Here is a 17,878-nt window from a genome sequence, read left to right on the forward strand (position 1 = left end):
CTCCATGCAGGCTTTTGCCCAAGCCGCGCCACGAGGTCAAGGGCATGTGCTCGCAAGGCGGCGGGACGTCGGGCCCCGCCGCCCTGCGATATAGATCCTTATGCGGTGATCAGCGCCTTCAACTCGGCCACTTTTTGCGCCAACAGCACGGCATCGCCGCGCGCTTCGACATTGAGACGCAAAACCGGCTCGGTGTTCGAGGCGCGCAGGTTGAAGCGCCACTGCGCGAAAGCCAGCGACAGCCCGTCCATCTCGTCGCGCGACAGCGCCTCGGGGGCAAAGTGCGCCTCGACGCGGGCGCGAGCGGCGGCGACATCCTCGATCACGAAATTGATCTCGCCCGACGAGGGGAAAGCCGCGCGACGCTCGGCCACGAGTTCGGACAAGGCATGACCATTGCGACCCATCAGCTCGACAACCATCAACCAGGGAATCATGCCGCTATCGCAGGACATGAAATCGCGGAAATAGTGGTGCGCCGACATCTCGCCGCCATATACCGCGTCGTATTCGCGCAGGGCCGCCTTGAGGAAAGCGTGACCCGTGCGCGCCTGAATGGCGATGCCGCCGGCCTTTTCGACGATGTCGCGCGTGTTCCAGATCACGCGCGGATCATGGACGATCTTCGCCCCCGGCTCGCGCTGGACGAAGGCCGCAGCCAGCAGGCCGACGATATATTCGCCCGCGATGAAGCCGCCTTTCTCGTCAAAGAAGAAACAGCGGTCGAAGTCGCCGTCCCAAGCCACGCCGAGATCGGCGCCATGGGCCAGAACCGCCTCGGCGGTGACAGGCTGGTTTTCGTCCAGAAGCGGGTTCGGAATGCCGTTCGGAAAGCTGCCGTCGGGCTCGTGATGCATGCGGATGAACTCGAAGGGCGCGCCTTTGGCCGCAAGGGCCTCGGCCAAAGCGTCAAACGTCGGACCCGCCGCGCCATTGCCTGCATTGACCAGAATGCGCAGCGGCCGCAATGCCGCGATATCGACAAAAGAGAGCACCCGCTCGACATAGGCCGCGCGCGATTGTGCGCCGACATCGCGGCGGCTGCCGCCCGGGCGCGCGGGACCGAAATCGTCGGCCTCGGCCAGAGCCTTGATCTCGGCCAGACCGCTTTCGCTGCCGAGCGGGGCCGAGCCTGCGCGCACCATCTTCATGCCGTTGTAATCCATGGGATTATGCGAGGCGGTGACCTCGATCCCGCCATCGGCATCGAAATGGCTGGTCGCGAAATACATCTCTTCGGCACCGCAAAGACCGAGATCGAGCAGCTCCGCACCCTCGTCGATCACCGCCTGCGCGACCGCGGCCGCAAGCTCGTCCGAGGAGGCACGGATATCGCGGCCCAGAACAACGCGTTTGGCCCCCAGAGCCCGAACGAAACCCCGTCCGATCCGATAGGCGATCCCTGCATCGAGGTTGTCGCCGAGACGTCCGCGGATGTCATAGGCCTTGAAAGCGGTCAGTTCCGTCATCGATGCACCTTTTATCACCAGTCCTGCCATCCCGCCCCGGGATGTCGCCGCCGTGATAACAGCTTGCGGCCCCTGCGTCCATTTATCCGCCCCGTCGCGGCCATCAGGAAAGCCGTCATCACGACAAGATGCCGAAAGAGCACAGCACAACTTTAAGTGGCTTAAATTTGACCCAATTAAACCCTTCGGTGACATGCGCGCTATCCTGAACATGCACGACGGGATCATCCGTTTCGAACGATCGGGAGACAGGACATGAAAGCGCCACTGCACGCCGTGACGGATACCGAAGAGATCGTCATTCCCGATGACCATTTCGATCGGGCGAGACGTCTTCTGGACCGGCTCGACCAGCAAATCGCCCTGATGTCCAATCCGGTCGCCGGTACCTGCGCGGTCTTTCACGAGGATGAGGCCTTTGAAATCGCCCTGCCCTGGGCCGCTTTCGAAAACTATCAATTCAAGATCGCGAGCCGCCATGCCGCGCCCGATCCGATGCTTTATACCCAGCTTTTCGATCTGATCCCTTCGCTTGCGGGCAAGGCCCTGCTCGATATCGGCGCTTTCACCGGCCTGCAGGGCCTGATCACGCGCCGTTTTCTGGAGCCCTCGCAGCTCCTTATGGTCGAGCCGCAAGCCATGATGCAAAAACATCTGGGCCGCACCATTGCCGCCAATCCCGAGGGTTGCCCCGTCACCTTGCTCAAGGCGGTCATCGACGACGGAACTTCCGTGATGCAGAAGTCGGCCACGCGGCACGAAAGACTGGCCGACACCAGCTATCTGCGCCGCGATTCGGGAAAGATCTCCGCAACCACGATCGACGCGCTCGGCCTGACGGATCTAGGGCTGATCAACCTCGATATTCCGGGTGCGAAAATCTATTCCCTCAAAGGAGCCGAGGCGACCCTGCGCGACCAGCGCCCGCCCGTCCTCGTCAATCTTTCCGGACGCGATGCCACCGAAATCAAAGAGTTCATGGAGCCGCTCGGTTACGAATTCGTCAGGCTCGGCAACCATGGCGCCCTTTTGCTGCCCCATTGACGAAAGCGCGCCATGTCCATCGCCTTCGTCACCATGGTCTATAACGACGCCTTCTTTCTCGAAATCTGGCTGCGCCACTATCTGAAATACACCCAGCCCGAACATATCTATGTCGTGACCCACGGCCCCCAGCCCTATGCCCATGAAATGGCCAAGGGCTGCAATATCATCGAGATCGAGCGCGACCCCCGCAACCCGCGTCTCGATCAGGACCGCTTCGTCTATCTCAGCCAGTTCTGCTCCGAGCTGACGGCTTCCTATGACCGCGTCATCTGGAACGATGTCGACGAAATCGTCATGCTCGACCCGCTTATGGGCTCGGATCTGACCGGCTATATCGATGCGATCCCCAAGAAGCAAAAGGTGGTGACGCCGTTGGGATTGGAGGTCATCCACCGCACCGATCTCGAAAGCGATTACGATTACGCGCGCGGCATGTTCGCGCAGCGCCGTTTCCTGCGCTGCAACGGCTGGTACACCAAGCCCAACATCACCTCGGTTCCGATCGTCTGGGGGCCGGACGGGCATGGATCGAGCCATAACAAGATCCACCTCGACCCCCACCTTTATACGTTCCACCTCAAATGGTTCGACTACAACTTTCACCGCAACCGGCATCGCGAACGGTTGAAGTTCCGCTTCGACGACGAGGCGGGCAACGAGGTGATCATCGGAGCCGGCAGCTGGAGCTGGTCGGAGGCGACCTATGTCATCGTCTCGAACAGCTTCCTGCGCATGAGGATCAAGTCCGACGAGGGCGCCTTTGATTTCAGCCATCTGCGCGAGCGCATTCTGGCGTCCTTCGTCGGCGGCGCCAACGGCAAGTACCGCATCTCGTGGTTCGCCGACGGCACATTGCATCCCCTGCCCGAACGCTTCATCGGGCTGATCTGAGACGCGGCCCCCAAGCTTGAAAGAGCGCAAATGCGTGGCCGGAAGCGAAAAAGCCGCGGGGATCCCTCCCGCGGCTTATTCGTTTTTGGGCTAAGGCGATCGCTTCAGCTCCGGTGATAGAAATCCTCATAGCGGATGATGTCATCCTCGCCGAGATAGGTGCCCGTCTGGACCTCGATCAGAACCATCGGAACCTTGCCCGGATTTTCCATACGGTGCACCGCGCCGAGCGGGATATAGACCGACTGGTTTTCACTGATCAGACGCACATCCTCGTCGACGGTGACCCGTGCAGTCCCCTCGACCACGATCCAATGTTCGGAGCGGTGGTGGTGGCTTTGCAAGGACAATGCCGCGCCGGGGTGGACGACGATGCGCTTGACCTGAAAGCGCGCGCCGAGAACAAGCGTCTCGTACCAGCCCCAAGGACGGTAATCGCGGGGCAAGGTCTCCGCCTGACGCGCACCCTTGAGCTTGAGCAGATCGACCGCCTTCTTGACGTCTTGCGCTCGGTTCTTGGCCGCGACCAGAACCGCATCAGGCATGGCAACGACGATCATATTCTCGAGCCCGATGCCGACCACGACCTGCCCCTCTGCCTCCGAACGCAGCAGCGTATCCGAGCAATCGATCGCCTCCGCCGGCCCGTGCCGCGCGACGCCGGACGCATCGGGGCCCTGCTCGCGCCAAACCGCGTCCCAGCCGCCCAGATCCGACCAGCCCGCAGCGAAGGGCACGACCGCGAGGTTGGGTGCCTTCTCCATCACCGCGTAATCGACGGAAATCGAGGGGGCCTGTGCGAAAGCCTTGGGCTCGAGCCGCAGGAAACCCAGATCGGCCTGCGCCTGATCCAGCGATTGTTCGACCGGCGCCAGCAACTCCGGCGCAAAGGCGCGATAGGCCGCAATCAGATCGCCCGCACGCGCAAGAAAAATCCCCGCATTCCACAGGTAATTGCCGGAGGCGAGCATGGCTTGCGCCCGTTCCGCCTCGGGCTTTTCGACGAAACGGCTCAGATCGAGCGGCGCGCCCGACCCGTCCGGCACGCTCGCCAGTTCGAGATAACCGTAGCCGGTCTCGGGCCGGTCGGGAGTGATGCCGAAAGTCACGATCTTGCCCGCGGCAACCGCGCTCAACCCGCGCGCCACCGCCGCGCGGAAGGCCTGTGCATCGGGAATGACGTGATCGGAGGGGGCGATCAGCAGGACCGCATCGGCGTCCTGCTTTTCGAGATGGAGCGCAGCCGCAAGAACCGCAGGGGCGGTATTGCGCGGCTCGGGCTCGATCAGCACCGCGCCGGGATCGACACCAACCTCGACCAACTGCTCGGTCACGACAAAGCGGAAATCGCTGCCGGTCACGATCAGCGGCCGCGCAAAGGCAAGCTCGGCCGAGCTTTCGGCAAAGCGGAGCGCCGCCTGCTGGAACAAGGTGACATCCCCAAGAATCTTGGTGAATTGCTTGGGATAGGACTTGCGGGACAGCGGCCAGAGGCGGGTGCCCGAACCACCGGACAGAAGAACCGGGGTTACGTTCCGAAAATTGCTCATGCGCGGGGCTACTTGGTTGGGATCGTTACTGTTAGACAGCTAAACCCCAGTCTCCCCCCCTTTGCAAGCCAACCCTTGCCAAGCCCGTAAAGAGCGATGGATTTCAGGGCGTTCCGTATCCGACAGGCCGCAGCGCCCGTGCCCGCTGATCGTGCATTCGGGAACGCCCGCCCCGCGCGGCACCGCATTGCCGACGCAAGGCCGCGCTCAAAGCGCGCCCCAACCTCCGACGCCCGCGGCCATCAGGCCGAGCCAGAACAATTTGCACAGAAGATGCAAGGTTTGGTCCTGATTATAGCTGATCCGGTTGCCGCATTTGAGATCGTCGATCATCGCGTGGATCACGGTTTCCGCCAGCCCGAGCCAGAGGCTGCCGGTTACCAGCCCGACCATTCCGCCGTGGATCACCGAATGCGCGGCCATCGCCTGATACCACGGCACACCGGGGACAGGCGCGAAGCGGTTCTTGGCTTTGGCGAGAAATTCGCCCTGAAGCGGATAATCGGCGAGCATATGGGCAAAGAGCAAAAGCCCGAAGGTCTCGATCAGGCCGAAGGGGCTCATGGGCACATCCCGCAGATTTTGGCGGCAAGCGGCATCGGAAAGGCAAACGACAGCTGGGTGAAGCCAAGCGGGCAGCACGCGGGGGGGCGCTGCAGGAGGATCCTATTTCGACCGCGCATAATAGACGCCATTCCAGTTCCCGTCCTCGTCTCGCTCGAATTCGTCCAATGGCCCGCCGACAAGATCGGCAATCCGCTCCTGATAAAGACGATAGACGCCGGACAGACGCCTGTCACTTGATAGCTCGCTATCCGTTAACAATTTCAATGCGCTAGAAAAGTTTCTTGCCCGATAATGCATCAAAAACGCGGCAAATGCCGATTGACCGGCGCGAAAGCCCGCATCTTTGGCGGCTTCGGCATCTCCGAGCAGCGCATAAATCGTCACCGGCTTCTTGCGCCCGACCACGCTCACGCGGTCGATTTCGATGAAGGCCAACTCGGGCGCTGCGGCGCGTGTCGTCTCGGAGACGGCGATGGCGATACCGTATTGCTTGGTCAGCCCCTCGATGCGCGCGCAAAGATTGACGCTGTCGCCAATCGCCGAATAGGAAAAGCGCCGGATCGAGCCGAGGTTGCCGACGCAGGCCGGACCGCTGTGCAGCCCGATGCCCACGCGGATATCGCGCCCTGTCTCGCGCCCCATGCGCTCGACCGCCGCGATCATGCCCAAAGCGGCGAGACAAGCCTTGCGCGGATGGTCGGCAATCGCGAGCGGCGCGTTCCAGAAAGCCATGATCGCATCGCCGATATATTTGTCGATCGTCGCTTCCTGCTCGAGCAGAACATCGGTCATCGGCGTCAGCAGGCCGTTGAGCAAAGCCGTGAGCGTGGTCGGATCAAGGGTCTCGGACAGGGTGGTAAAGCCGCGGATATCGGAAAAAAGCACCGTCAGCTCGCGCTCTTCGCCGCCCAGTTGCAGCGCCTCGGGGTTTTCCGAGAGGCGGCTGACCAGCGTCGGCGAGAGATATTGCCCGAAGGCGCGGCGCACGAATTTCTTTTCGCGATTGCCCAGCAGGATCAGCAAAGGCGCGGTGACCAGAAACACCGCGAGCAGACAAAGCGCGGGCAGAACCGGATCGAGAAGCAGGCCGAGATGGCGAAAACCGTACCAGGACGCGCCCGCCACGCCCGCAAGCATCAGGCAAAGCGCGAGGCTGCTGAGGACCGGCCCGCCCCAAGCCACGACCGCGACCAGCACGAGCCCCGCGACAAAGGCCGCGGCGATTTCGAGGCCCAGAGCCCATTCGGGACGGATCAGGAAACTCTGGTTGATGATCTGGTCGATGACTTCGGCATGGACCTTGACCCCCGGCCATGCCGCGGAGATCGGCGTCGCCACGATATCGCGCAGACCGATGGCGCTGGTGCCGATCAGGACGATCCGCCCCTCGAGAGCAGCTCGGATCTCCGCGCCTCGGGCCGGATCCAAAATCGTGGCGGCGGAAATGACGGGCATTGTCGGCATTCCGGAATAATGCAGCCAGAATTCGCCATTCGGGCCGGTCGGTATTTCGAAATCCGCGACCTTGAGCCCGAGCATCCCTGCCCCGCCCTGCCGGCCGCCGATCTCGCCGCTGGCATCGCTCGAACGGATGATGAAGCCGCTGGCGCCGGTTGCGACGCGCAGCGCCTCGATCCCGAGCGCGGGGTAAAGTCCCTCGGGGCTGCCCACGACCATCGGCATGCGTCGCACGACGCTATCGGCCGAAAGGGAATAGGAAAAATTGCCGATGCCGCGCGCGGCCCCTGACAGAATTGCCAGATTGCCGACGCCGCCCGCATAATGGGGCAAGTAGCCGTTTGGATCGCTGCCGCCATAGGAAAAGCCCGCTTTGGGTCGCGCGATCCCCGTCTTGGTCTCGTTGCTGAGCGCGACGCCCAGCACCACCGGATTGCGCGCGATCGCCTGTGCGAAAGCCTCGTCATTATCCGTAATCGCCGCGCCTTGCGGTATTTCGACCCGCGCGCCCATTGCTTCAAGGCTGCGCACGGCCTCTTCGAGCGAGGTCCGGTCCGGCTCGGAAAAGGCGATATCGAGTGCGATCACGGCCGCGCCCGATTGCCCGATCACATCGATCAGTCCGGCCATGCGGTTGCGTGGCCAGGGCCACTGCCCCAGAGCCGCAATCGATGCCTCGTCGATATCGACCACCGCAACCGCTGGATCGCCTGCCGCGCGTGGCGACAGGCGCTGATAGGCGTCAAAGACCTGATAGCTGAGGCGGTTGAGCGCGCCGCGCGCGCCCACCGTCAGCGAAAGCACGAGACAAAGGGTGACGATCCCCGCCAATACGACCACCGCACGACGACGCGCGGCGGGGGAACGGGGCCAGAAAGACGCCATCCGCCCCCCTATCGCGAGCCGCCGAAGATGCCGTTCGCCGACCATTCGCTCCCGGCCTCGAAGGCGCTGAAACCGCCGCCGATCCCTGCCGCGGGAGTACCGCCGTCGTTGAAGAACCCGCCTGAAATCACGCCGTTCACGTTGCCGCCGCCGAGCTCGCCGATGAAACCGTTATCCGCACCCGCAACCGGCGTCATGTCGATCGTCTGCGTGCCGAAATTGCGCCCGTCGAAATCGGTGATCTGGATATCGCCTTGACCTGATCCGAAGTCGACCTGCGCAGTCATGCCGCCGCTGGCCTCGTAGGTATTGCCCGCGTTGAACACGGTCCCGACAGCATTGCCGGTATAGGTCGCCGATCCCGTCAGAGGCATCTCAGCCGCCGAGGTCGGTTGCCCGATGATCCAGAAACCTTCGACCGGATCGGTGAAGCTTCCGTCGCTCGGCCCTTCTGCCGCCCAGCTTCCCCAGCTCATGAATTCGCAATCGCAAAGCGCGGATTGGTCTGGCGCGACCTCGACCCGCCCGACCGCATTGCTCGCGCCGAAATCGGTATTGTCGGTGTAATGGCCCTCGGGGGCGGTGGTGACAAAGGGCGCGTCGCCCCAGTTGGAATGGATGAAGCGCGACGTGAAGCTGTTGGTCGCCGGATCGAAAGACATGCTGGCCGTGCCGCGGCCGCCGCCCTGCCGTCCGGTCGTCATGCTGAAGCCCTCATAGGGGCCGTCGAACGGTACAACGACCGGCGGCTCGGGTTCAGGTTCGGGCCCCGGCGGCTCCGGCTCGGGTTCGGGCTCGGGCCCCGGAGGCTCGGGTTCGGGCTCGGGTCCCGGAGGCTCGGGCTCGGGTTCGGGTCCCGGAGGCTCGGGCTCGGGTTCGGGCCCCGGCGGCTCGGGTTCGGGTATGACTGCAGTAATCCGCTCGCCGAGATTGGCGTCGCCCGAATCCGCGACACCACCGTCGCTCTCGTCGAGCAGAACATCACCGAATTCGGGCGACGCGAGCCCCGTCCCGCCCGGCCAGCCGGCATCCGGCCCCACCTCGGGCGCCTCGCCCAGACCGCTTTGCCCCAATGCCGCGAGAAGTGCCGCAAGCGCCTGCGGATCGGGCGGCCCGAGCGGCGACTGGCTGTTGGTCAGGGCACCGCTCAGCGCGGGGATCCAGTCGGGCGGCGTCAGGATTACCTGAGGCGGGGCGAAAAACCCGGGCGGCAAAGCACCCGCGCCAGCCGTTGCGGAAGCCATGCCCCCGCCCTGTGCGCCGCCTGCAGGCGATGCGGCCCCAAGAGCCGGCGGCACAGGCGCGCCTGTCTCTCCAAAAACAATCGAGCTTCCCGGTTGGGTCACGACGACACGCTGCCCGTCGGGCAGCGTCAAGGTCAGCTCGTCGCCGAAGACCAGCGAAATATGGGGCGGAATATCACCGATCCGATGCAGCTGGAAATCGACGATTGCGCCCCTTATCCCCGCCACGCCGATCGGGGTTTCGACGTTCATCCCGCCCTCGCCCTTCGAGGCCGCGCCGCCGATGAAGCGAAAGGCCCCCCGCGACGCGCTCGCCGCAATGCTGGCGCGGTCGGCCTCGGGGTCATAGACGAAACGGTCGATCGTCAACGACGAATTCGGCCCGACGGTAAAGTTGCTGCCGTCGGCCAAAAGGATCTGAACGATACCGGCGGCATCGGTATCGAAGACCTCGTTATGGACGACATTCTGCCCGACCTCGACCACGCGGGCCGAGCTGCCGCCGCGATGGGATTGTGCATCCGGATTGACCGCAGCCGCTACACCGACATCCTGCGCGCGAACCGGAGAAACGATCAGCTCTCCCGCGTTCAGCCCCGCCAGCGCCGTGCAACCCATCAGGAAAAAGCGGTTCATCATGGCCTGACCTCAAAACTGGTGAACGAATGACGCGCCGAAGGTCGCGTCATGGAAGGTGCGGATATCGTAGTTCGAGCGCACCGAGCGGTAGCCGCCATAGACCTGCAAATTGAGCTGGTCCTTCAGCGGCACCGTCTGGACAAGCTGGAGCGAATACTCCGTCCCGCGCTGCTTTTCGGTATGGCTGACCACGCGGTTGGGCGCATCGTTGTGGCGGCGCGCGATCCGGCCGATCGCGGTCAGCGTCCAGGGATCGGTATCGATCTCGAAGGGCGCATCGAAACGGTGGCTGACCCCGAGTTGCAGATTGCCCTCCCAATAGGAGAGCGAATCGTCCTCGGCGCTGCGGCGTTCGGCGCCAAGTCCGGCGAAGCCCTGCCAATTGGCCGAAAACTGGCGCGAGAGCGAGCCCGACAGCCGGTAACGCTCCCCGCTCAGCCGGTCGCTGCGCGGGCGCTGGCGGGTCGAGCGGTAATCCTCCTGACGGAAATCGAAGCTCAAACGCGCCAAGGTCGCACGCCCGCGAGGGGCCTGAAATCCGAAGGACAGCCCGTAGTTGGTATAGTTAGGATCGCCACCCAACATGCCTCCGCCCGCCACGGCCGAGGCGCTGAAACGCCCGCCCTTGAGCCCGAAACGGTCCAGAGCGAAAACCGGACCCGCGCGGAACTCTGCCTCGAGGCTCGAGATATCCTTGCGCTCGGCAAATTCGCTGGCGGAAAGCCGGAAATCATATTGCAGCGCGACATCGCGGTAGGGCAGCGGCTGGCGATAGCCGAGCGAAAGCCCGACCTCGGCGGCGATATCGGGCGTTCCGCGCGCGATATCGTCGAGAATATAGTCGAGTCCCTGAAGATTGACCGTCGCGCCACCCGGACCGGCATTGGCGTTGCTGTGATGACGAAAGCCCACCGAAAGCTGGCCCGTCCAGCCGGTCTTGCCCTTGCCGCCATCCATCGCGCGCAAGAAGCCGTCGACCTTGGCGCGCACGGCGGGCGGCGTGTCGGAGCGCGCCATCACCTGCGCAAAATAGCCACGCGAGGCCGAATAGGCGCCGAGCTGATAGTACAGCGCGCCGAGTTCGAGCTGGAGCCGCGGGGTATTGGGCACGCGCACCAACATGCGCTCGTAGGTCGCGATCGCCCCTTCGAGATCGCCCATCCGCGTCGAGATCTGCGCATAGGCAAAGGCCGCATCCAGATCGGCGGGATTTTGGCGCACCCGCACCAAAAGCGCGCGCCGCCGCGCCTCGAGCGAAGCCAAAAGCGCGCCGTTCTCCTGGGGCGGCAGGTTATAGCGGCGCATGTCGACCGGTTGCGGCGCAGCCTGTGCCGCAGGAGCGCTCCGCGCGGTCGCGGTCGCGGCCGCCGGCGCGGTTGTTTGCGCATCCGCCTGCCCGCCCAGCCCCGCAAGCCCGAAAAGCGATGTCGCGGCAAGCAAAAGCGCATGGGCCGCAACAGAGGAATTCCGGCTGACGGAACCCGCCCCGAAGCCCCTCACGCCAAGCGCGAGGCGGCTGCGTTTTTCGCGGATCTGCGCCACATTCGTCTGCTCGAAACCCTTACGTGCCAAAATCAGGCCTCCCTGCGGCAAAACCCGCTCATCGTAAAACGTTCTGGCCCAAATCCGGCGAACCGAATCCGGCCGGCCAAAAAGGGCGCGCGATCGGCACAATCAAATGCAGACAATCTTCTACATCCGGTCCTTGAGCATCTACCTGTTTCTATAGACATGTTTTCGCGCGTTACGCAAAGGAAGCAGCCCTGAATGCACTTGAACCGCATCTTTTGGTTGTGCTCTATGGCTTTGAGGTCGCGGTTTCCATCTGACGGTCCCGCGCGCCTGCCGCCGCATGGATGCTCCGAAAAAATGCCCGAACGCTCCCCGATCTGCCGCGCAGTTGCCGCAAGATTTGCGGGGCAGACCCATGGCGCGCGCATGCGTCCCGCCCTGTTTCCCGTCCCTAATCCCGCCCCGCTCCCCGCTCGTGAAAGCCCGATGTCATGAAAGCCACGACCAAGGATCTGCCCGCATCCGCCCTCGATCTGATGAAAGAGCTCAGCCCGCAGGAACGCGAGGCGGTCATGGAAAATGCGGTCATGCGCCTGATCCCGCGCGGCGAGATCATCGTGCATCAGGGCGACGAGGCCGACCGCGTCTATTACGTCCTTCGCGGCAAATTCGAGGTTCTGCGCGACCGTAATCACGTCGTGGCCGAAATCGGTCCGGGCGAACCCATCGGCGAGATCGCCTTTTTCGCGGGGCTGACGCGGACGGCCGATGTCATTGCTTTGCGCGACAGCGACGTGATCGAGCTCGACCGCGAGGCCTATGACAAGATTTCGCGCTCTGTTCCCGCTTTCACGCGGATGATCCTGCGCTCCTTCGGGCGCAGGCTGGCTGCGGCAACCTCGACCGCGCCCTCGCTGGCGCTGCGCATCGCGGGGGCGATCGGGATCTGTGCGGCCGGCAGCCGCCCCATGCCGCAAGCCTTTGTCGAGGGACTTTGCAGCGAACTTTCCAAGCTGGGCCACGGCACGCCGATCCGGCATAGCGACCTGCCCGCCGATCACGCGACGCTCGACGACCGAGCCGTGACCGAATGGCTGGCCATGCGCGAGCGCGAGCTTGGACGGCTGCTTCTGGTCACGGGCGAAGGAAACGCGCGCTGGGACCGCTTGGCGCTGCGCCAGTGCGATTTCCTGCTTTTATGCGGCTACGGTCCCGAGGGTCGGGACGGCCCCGTCCCGCGCAACCCTTTGGAAGATTTCGCCTTGCCGCTTTTTCGTGCCGAGCATGTCGGCCTTGCGCTTTGGCGCGAGAAAGACAGCGAGCCGATCCGCGACACGATCAACTGGCTCGGCAACCGCAGCCTCCAGCTCCATCACCATATCGCGCTCGACACGGACCGAGATGTGGCGCGGCTCGCGCGTTTCCTTTCGGGCAAAGCTCTCGGCATGGTGTTGGGCGGCGGCGGGGCCTTGGGCGCGGCGCATCTGGGCACCCTGCGCGCCCTGATCGACGCAGGCGCGCGGATCGATCTTTTCGGCGGCACCAGCATCGGCTCCTCCGTCGCGCTCGAGATGGCGCGCAACCCCGGATCCGCCGACCGGATCGACCATTTCGAGGCCTTCTTTCTGCGCCGACGCGCGCTTTCGAAACTGACGCTGCCGCTTTACAGCGTCTTCGATTCCCATCATTTCGACCGCGAGTTGCGGCAGGAATTCGGCGACAGCCTGATCGAGGATCTGCCGCTCAATGCTTTCGCCGTCGCCTCGAACCTTTCGACCCATGAAGTCGTGGTGCAGCGGCGCGGTCTGTGCTGGCGTGCGGTGCGGGCCTCGGCCGCCATTCCCGCTGCCCTTCCGCCGCTGGTGACCGAAAGCGGCGAGGTGCTGATCGACGGCGCGATCATGGACAATGTGCCCGTGAGCCAGATGCGGCGGCTCAAATCCGGCCCCAATATCGCGGTAATCCTCTCGCCCGAGGATGATTGGCGCATCAGCCGTCGCCACGACAGCCTGCCCTCGCGGCGCAGGCTCGCAGGCGAATTGGCGCTGCGCCGTCACGACGGGGGCGATTTCCCCAAGATCATCGAGGTCGTCGGCCGCGCCATGATGGTCGCGAACAGCCGCGTCATGCGCCAGATTTCCGTCCATGGCGACCTGCTGCTCGAGCCGCCTTCGGTGCCGGGGATGGGACTTCTCGACTGGAAGCACATCCGCGCACAAGAAACCGCAGCCTACGAGTACACGATGGCGCTTTTGGACAAGGCCGGCAGTTTCGAGGCCCTTTTGGCGGGCCAAACTGTCGAGGACGGCGACGGGGACTGATCCGGCCTCTCTCCGAGAGAAGCAGCCCCGATCCGATAGCCGCGCCTTAATGCAGGCCGAATTCGCGCATCAACCTTTCGCGCAGCCGCACGAAATCGGGGGCCGAGCGCTCGCGCGGACGCGGCAGATCGTTTTCGATCACCTGCACCGGTTTGCCGTTCTGGCCAGACAGCACCAGCACGCGATCTGACAGAAACACCGCCTCTTCGAGATCATGGGTCACGAGGACCATGGTCACATTCTCGCTGCGCCAGATCCGCGCAAGCTCTTCCTGCATGGTGATCTTCGTCATCGCATCCAGCGCACCGAAGGGCTCGTCGAGCAGCAGGATGCCAGGCTGGACCGCCAACGCCCGCGCGATGCCGACGCGCTGCGCCATGCCGCCCGAAAGCTGGCCCGGATAGGCGCCGTTGAAATCGGCCAGACCGACCAGCCGCAGGTAAGTCTCGGCGAAACGGCGCGCCGCAACCTTGGAGCGGCCCTGCATCTCGAGCCCGAAAGCGACATTGTCGAGCACCGTCTGCCACGGCAGCAGGCGCGGCTCCTGAAAGATCACGGCCCGCCCGCCGCCAACCCCGTCGACCGTCTGGCCGTCCATCAGGACAGAGCCGCTATCGGCCGCCTCGAGCCCCGCGAGAATGCGCAAAAGGGTGGTCTTGCCCGAGCCGGAGGCCCCGACAATGGCCAGGGTCTCCCCCGGCCGGATCTCGAGGTTGAGGCCGCGCAGAACATCAAGCTTCTGGCCGTTGATTTCAAAGGATTTATGCAGATCGCGGATGGTCAGGGCGGATTGGTGACGGCTTGCAGTATCGCGGGCCTCGTCATCACGGGGCTGGTCATCGCGGGGCTGGTCGAACATCGGGGCACCTTTCGGAAATTGGGGCGTGGTTCGGATCGGCGCGGGCCCATCGAGAGGGTCCCGCGCGCCGTGACTTTTCCTGTCACGATTTCGCGGCGGACGCGGTGACCGGAGCCAGAAGCTTTGCCGGATCGAGCTTGCCTGCGGGGATCGAGCCCTCGCTCTCCAGCCGCTCGATCCAGAAGGTCACGTCGCGCGGCTGCGGCTCGGCGCCTGCCCGCAGGCCGAAACCGCGCCAATATTGCGCGAGCTCGGGCGGCTCGCCGCGTACTTCAAGGATCTCGGCAAAGACCTTTTTCGCCTCGTCGGGATGCTCGCGCGACCAATCCGCGGCACGGATCGCGCCGTCGATGAAGGCGCGGGTGGCCTCGGGGTGCTCTTGGGTGAAGGTGCGGTCGAGCGTGATGAAGCCGCCCGCGATCTCGCCCAGAATATCGGTGTCGTTGAAGACCTCGCGCACGCCGCCGCCTTCATGGATCTTGCCGTCGAAGGTCGTCTGCCAATAGCCGATTGCCGCGACATCGATCTGGCCCGCGCGCAGGGTTTGCTCGAGCTGCGGGCCGGGCACGGTCACGAGGTTGACGTCGCCGGGCTTCAGGCCGTTCTGGGCAAGCGCCTCGCGCACCGTGTAATCGAGATGCGCCCCAAGCGTGTTGACCGCGATGGTCTTGCCCTTCAGGTCGGCGACCGATTTCACATCGCTGTCCTCGAGCACATAGAAATGGCTCTGGGCTTCGGCATTGATGCCGTTGCTGGGATAGGCCAGCACGAAATCATTGCCCGCCGCGATCGAATTGAGCACGGCCGCCGTCGCCGCGCTGCCGACATCGGCGCTGCCGCCGGCGACGGCCATCAGCGATTCCGGCCCGCCCGAACTATAGCCGATCGATTCCAGTTTGACGGGCGTGCCCTCGTAATAGCCGAGCTTGTCGGCCAGCAGATGGGGCTCGATCCCGCCGCGCGAGGCAAAGACGCGGAAAGTCACGCTGTCTTCCGCCAAAGCGGGTGCGGCAAGGGAGGCGATGGTGGTCAGGGTCACGGCGACAGCGGCAGCCGCCTGTCGTGTCGCGGTACGAAGAGAGGTCGGGCGGAGAAACATGGGAAAGATCCGTTCATTGCGAAGAAAGGCGATGGGAGGGCGGAGGTTCGTCTGTGGCGACCGGCTGCGCTTGGCCGCGCTCAGCGCCGGCTCACGCTGTTCCAGCGGCACAGATAGCGCTGGAGGGCGACGATCACCCCGTTGGCGACAAGGCCGAGCACGGCGAGCAGGCCGATATAGGCGAACATCAGGCCGATCTGGAAATTGTACTGCGCATTCATCACCTGAAAGCCCACGCCGCTGTTCGCGCCGATCATCTCGGAGGCGATGAGCATCAAAAGCGCCGAGGTCGCAGACAGCCTCAGGCCGACGAAAATCTGGGGAAGCGCGCCCGGCAGGACCACGCGGCGGAAGGTCTGGAGCCGGTTCGCACCATAGCTGCGCGCCATTTCGACCAGCTTGTTGTCGACCTCCTTGACGCCGCCGATCGTGGCAAGAAGCAGCGGGAAAAGCGTGCCCCAGAAGATCACGAAGACTTTCGACGTCTCGCCCAGCCCCATCAGCAGGATGAAGACCGGATAGAGCGCCAGAGCCGAGAGCTGGCGAAACAGCTGCAGCACCGGATCAAGCGCCCGTTCGACCCTGCGCGCCGAACCCATCGCAAGACCCAGAGGGATCGCGATGATGATCGCGGCCGCGAAAGCGATCCCCGAACGCTGGAACGAGATCGCGAGATCGCGCTGCACCAGCCCTTTGTCGATGGCCGCGAAAAGCGCCTCGAGCACGGTCGAGGGCGCGGGAAAGACCGCCGCGTTCAGCCAGCCCAGCCGGACCGCGAACTCCCAGCCGAGGATCAGGCCGACGATCAGCCCGTAGCGGACCACGGCCTGTTTCGCGATCCCCGCCACCCGCGCCGGGTTGGGGAGAAAACCCGGCGCGGCGAGATCAATCGAATTGGTGCTTTGTAGGGTCATGGTCTCACCTCATTCCGCCGCAAGCTGGGCGCGGGCTTCGGTCCAGGGATTGACGGGGCGCGACAGGCCGAGGTTCTCGCGCAGGGTGCGGCCCTCGTATTGCTCGCGGAAAAGGCCGCGGCGCTGCAGCTCGGGGACGATCAGCTGGACGAAATCGTCCAAGCCCGCGGGCAGCCAGGGCGGCAGGATGTTGAACCCGTCGGCGGCCTCGTTCTCGAACCATTCCTGCAAGGTGTCGACAATGGTTTCGGGCGTGCCGATCAAGGTCAAATGCCCGCGCGCGGTCGCCACATATTGGTAAAGCTGGCGGATGGTGAAGCCGTGTCGGTCGGCAATCTCGCGGATCAGGATCTGGCGCGACTTGTTGCCCTCGGTGGTGTCTTGCGCCGGCAGCGGCCCGTCGAGCGGATAGCCCTTGAGATCGAGCGTACCGCCCGCAAGCCCGTTGAGCAGCGCCAACCCCTCTTCGGGCAGGATCAGCGAGGTCAGCCGGTCGTATTTCGCCTGAGCTTCCTCCTGCGTGCGCCCGACAAAGGGCGCGACGCCCGGCATGATCAGCACCTCGGCGGGATTGCGGCCCTTGGCTGCGACGCGCGCCTTGATGTCGCGGTAGAACTCCTGCGCCTTGGCCAGCGTCTGATGGGCCGCGAAGATCACCTCGGCGGTCTCGGCCGCCAGATCGCGACCGTCCTCGGAGGCCCCCGCCTGCACCACCACCGGATGCCCCTGCGGCGGGCGCGGCGCGTTGAGCGGGCCTTTCACCTGAAAGAATTCGCCCTTGTAATGGATCTCGTGAACGCGGTCGCGCCCGAAGAATTCGCCGGTCGCCTTATCGCGGATGAAGGCGTCATCCTCCCAGCTGTCCCACAGCTGGCGCACGACGTCGACATGTTCGCGGGCCCGGCGGTAGCGTTCGGCATGGGGCAGTTGTTCGTCGCGGTTGAAGTTCTGCGCCGTCTCGTCGCCGGTCGAAGTCACGACATTCCATGCCGCGCGCCCGCCGCTGATCAGATCGAGCGAGGCGAATTTGCGCGCGAGCTGATAGGGTTCCTCATAGGTGGTCGAGGCCGTCGCGATAAAGCCCAGATGGCTGGTGTGGGCGGAAAGCGCCGCAAAAAGCGTCACCGGCTCGAAGCCCGCCGCCTTGGCGCTGCCGCCTTCGCGGCCACCCGAAAAGCCGACCGAAAGACCGTCGGCGAGAAAATAAGCGTCGAAAAGCCCCTTCTCGGCGGTCTGGGCCAGCCGGATGTGAAAGCCGATATTGGTCGCGCCATCAGAAGGCGCATCGGGATGACGCCATGCGGCCACATGCTGGCCACCACCGGGAAGAAATGCCCCAAGACGAATTTTTCTGCTCATGATCAATGCCCTTCCAAGCTCGTCCCGCAGGCCAGCAGCATTTTTTGCGCGGTCGTTGCGGGTA

Annotated in this window: 13 protein-coding genes; 3 read left to right on the top strand and 10 right to left on the bottom strand. The window is 64.2% G+C overall.

The window, feature by feature from the left end; translation table 11 throughout:
* Nucleotides 1–98: 98 nt before the first annotated feature.
* Nucleotides 99–1,469 carry a phosphohexomutase domain-containing protein gene (locus ACFFUC_RS09885; protein WP_377685812.1) on the bottom strand — a complete coding sequence of 457 codons (1,371 nt, stop codon included), beginning with the start codon at nt 1,467–1,469 and terminating at the stop codon, nt 99–101.
* Nucleotides 1,470–1,724: 255 nt separating this feature from the next.
* Between ACFFUC_RS09885 and ACFFUC_RS09890 the strand changes: the two genes are divergently transcribed.
* Nucleotides 1,725–2,513 (top strand): class I SAM-dependent methyltransferase, encoded by a 789-nt coding sequence (locus ACFFUC_RS09890; protein WP_377685813.1) that lies wholly within the window; start codon nt 1,725–1,727, stop codon nt 2,511–2,513.
* A 12-nt stretch (nt 2,514–2,525) separates the two neighbouring features.
* Nucleotides 2,526–3,407 (top strand): glycosyltransferase family protein, encoded by an 882-nt coding sequence (locus ACFFUC_RS09895; protein WP_377685815.1) that lies wholly within the window; start codon nt 2,526–2,528, stop codon nt 3,405–3,407.
* Nucleotides 3,408–3,511: 104 nt separating this feature from the next.
* Here the strand turns inward: ACFFUC_RS09895 and ACFFUC_RS09900 are convergent, their stop codons facing one another.
* The 5 genes from ACFFUC_RS09900 to ACFFUC_RS09920 all read right to left on the bottom strand — a co-directional run bounded on the left by ACFFUC_RS09900 (nt 3,512) and on the right by ACFFUC_RS09920 (nt 11,322).
* The gene (locus ACFFUC_RS09900; protein WP_377685817.1) at nt 3,512–4,957 is read right to left on the bottom strand and encodes a mannose-1-phosphate guanylyltransferase/mannose-6-phosphate isomerase; all 1,446 of its coding nucleotides are present in this window, start codon (nt 4,955–4,957) and stop codon (nt 3,512–3,514) included.
* Between the two features lie 207 nt (nt 4,958–5,164).
* Entirely contained in the window at nt 5,165–5,521 is a 357-nt protein-coding gene (locus ACFFUC_RS09905) for a DUF3307 domain-containing protein (RefSeq protein WP_377685818.1), read from the bottom strand.
* 102 nt (nt 5,522–5,623) lie between these two features.
* Complete coding sequence (locus tag ACFFUC_RS09910) at nt 5,624–7,867, bottom strand: CHASE2 domain-containing protein (RefSeq protein ID WP_377685820.1); 2,244 nt, start codon at nt 7,865–7,867, stop codon at nt 5,624–5,626.
* Between the two features lie 8 nt (nt 7,868–7,875).
* The gene (locus tag ACFFUC_RS09915) at nt 7,876–9,750 is read right to left on the bottom strand and encodes a FecR family protein (protein WP_377685822.1); all 1,875 of its coding nucleotides are present in this window, start codon (nt 9,748–9,750) and stop codon (nt 7,876–7,878) included.
* Nucleotides 9,751–9,759: 9 nt separating this feature from the next.
* Nucleotides 9,760–11,322, bottom strand: a complete 1,563-nt coding sequence (locus ACFFUC_RS09920) for a hypothetical protein (RefSeq protein WP_377685824.1) — start codon at nt 11,320–11,322, stop codon at nt 9,760–9,762.
* Nucleotides 11,323–11,753: 431 nt separating this feature from the next.
* Between ACFFUC_RS09920 and ACFFUC_RS09925 the strand changes: the two genes are divergently transcribed.
* Complete coding sequence (locus tag ACFFUC_RS09925; RefSeq protein WP_377685825.1) at nt 11,754–13,583, top strand: patatin-like phospholipase family protein; 1,830 nt, start codon at nt 11,754–11,756, stop codon at nt 13,581–13,583.
* Nucleotides 13,584–13,629: 46 nt separating this feature from the next.
* On the opposite strand, the gene ACFFUC_RS09930 is transcribed toward ACFFUC_RS09925, so the two are convergent.
* The 4 genes from ACFFUC_RS09930 to ACFFUC_RS09945 all read right to left on the bottom strand — a co-directional run bounded on the left by ACFFUC_RS09930 (nt 13,630) and on the right by ACFFUC_RS09945 (nt 17,814).
* Nucleotides 13,630–14,442: an ABC transporter ATP-binding protein gene (locus tag ACFFUC_RS09930; RefSeq protein ID WP_377685827.1), complete on the bottom strand. Its 813-nt coding sequence runs from the start codon at nt 14,440–14,442 to the stop codon at nt 13,630–13,632.
* A gap of 82 nt (nt 14,443–14,524) precedes the next feature.
* Entirely contained in the window at nt 14,525–15,541 is a 1,017-nt protein-coding gene (locus ACFFUC_RS09935; protein WP_377685829.1) for an ABC transporter substrate-binding protein, read from the bottom strand.
* An 80-nt stretch (nt 15,542–15,621) separates the two neighbouring features.
* Nucleotides 15,622–16,455: an ABC transporter permease gene (locus tag ACFFUC_RS09940; protein ID WP_377685831.1), complete on the bottom strand. Its 834-nt coding sequence runs from the start codon at nt 16,453–16,455 to the stop codon at nt 15,622–15,624.
* A 9-nt stretch (nt 16,456–16,464) separates the two neighbouring features.
* Nucleotides 16,465–17,814: an LLM class flavin-dependent oxidoreductase gene (locus ACFFUC_RS09945; protein WP_377685833.1), complete on the bottom strand. Its 1,350-nt coding sequence runs from the start codon at nt 17,812–17,814 to the stop codon at nt 16,465–16,467.
* Nucleotides 17,815–17,878: the final 64 nt, after the last annotated feature.

Origin of the sequence: Paracoccus cavernae, assembly GCF_042430175.1 — a bacterium.
GTDB classification, from domain to species: domain Bacteria; phylum Pseudomonadota; class Alphaproteobacteria; order Rhodobacterales; family Rhodobacteraceae; genus Paracoccus; species Paracoccus cavernae.